We start from the raw sequence: 1472 nt of genomic DNA, 5'->3' as shown, positions 1-1472 counted from the left end.
GGCGCATCCTGCGTTGCCAGCCGCTGTGCGAAGGCGGCCACGACCCCGTCCCCGACCAATTCGTCCTGCGCCGCTGCGGCGCCCAAGGAGTCCATACCCATGACTGATGCCTGGCTGATCAAGAACGCCGAACTCATCAACGAAAACAAGCGATTCACCGCCGACGTCCGCGTCCGCGACGGAAAAATCGCGACCATCGCGCAGGGGCTGGAAAAAGAGCGTGACGAAGAAGTGATCGACGCCACGGGCCTGTGGCTCATGCCCGGCATGATCGACGACCAGGTGCATTTCCGTGAACCCGGCTTGACGCAGAAGGCCGATATCGCCAGCGAATCGAAGGCCTGCGCCGCCGGCGGCATCACCAGCTTCATGGAAATGCCGAATACGAAGCCGCCCGCGCTTGATCGCGATTCGCTCGAGGCCAAGTACACGCGCGCCGCGGAAACCTCGGTGGTGAACTACGCGTTTTACATGGGCGCCAGCAACGACAACCTTGAGCACATCCGCAAGCTCGACCCGAAGGCCGCGCCGGGCGTCAAGGTCTTCATGGGCGCCTCGACCGGCAACATGCTCGTCGACAACCCCGAGACGCTGGATGGCATCTTCCGCGACACGCCGGTGCCCATCATCACGCACTGCGAGGACACGCCGATGATCGACGCGAACCTCGCGAAGGCACACGAGAAATACGGCGAGGACATCCCCGTGTGGGAACACCCGCACATCCGCTCGCGCGAGGCCTGCATCAAGTCCACGCGCCTGGCCATCTCGCTGGCGAAGAAGCACAACACGCGCCTGCACGTGCTGCACATCTCCACCGCCGACGAGCTCGCCCTGTTCGAGCCGGGCCCGATCGAGGGCAAGCGCATCACGGCGGAAACCTGCGTCCACTTCCTGCATTTCGGCGGCAAGGCCGATTACGAGGAAAAGGGCTCGTTCATCAAGTGCAACCCGGCCATCAAGGAAGAAAGCGACCGCGAGGCCATCACCAGGGCGCTGGCCGAGGGCCGCCTCGACGTGCTCGCCACCGACCACGCCCCGCACCTGCTCGACGAGAAGGCGCAGAAGTACGACAAGGCGCCCTCGGGCCTGCCGCTGGTGCAGTTCGCGCTCCAGGCCGCCCTGCAGCGCGTGACCGAAGGCACGCTCACGCTCGAGCGCGTGGTGGAGGCGGTGTGCCACAACCCGGCGAAGCTGTTCAACGTGGAAACCCGCGGTTTCCTCCGCGAGGGCTACGCCGCCGACCTGGTGCTGGTGGACCCGAACAAGCCACACACGGTGACCCGCGAGGAAGTGCTGTCGAAGTGCGGCTGGTCGCCGTTCGAGGGTTATACGTTCAGCAGCAGCATCGCCTCGACCTTCGTCAACGGGCAGCGGGTGTTCGATGGCAAGACCGTCGACACCAGCGTGCATGGCCAGCGCCTGACCTTCGACCGGTGAGGAATATCGGAGAGCATCGCGCGCGAGCGCGC

Annotated in this window: 1 protein-coding gene; it reads left to right on the top strand. The window is 65.1% G+C overall.

Annotated features, from left to right (window positions below; genetic code table 11):
* Positions 1-99: 99 nt before the first annotated feature.
* Positions 100-1440, top strand: a complete 1341-nt coding sequence (locus tag VI08_RS20500; protein WP_084621650.1) for a dihydroorotase — start codon at positions 100-102, stop codon at positions 1438-1440.
* Positions 1441-1472: the final 32 nt, after the last annotated feature.

Origin of the sequence: Luteibacter yeojuensis, from assembly GCF_000964085.1 — a bacterium.
Classification (GTDB): Bacteria; Pseudomonadota; Gammaproteobacteria; order Xanthomonadales; family Rhodanobacteraceae; genus Luteibacter; species Luteibacter yeojuensis_A.
The sequence above is the reverse complement of the archived record's forward strand: the minus strand, read 5'-3'. Positions and strand labels throughout refer to the sequence as shown.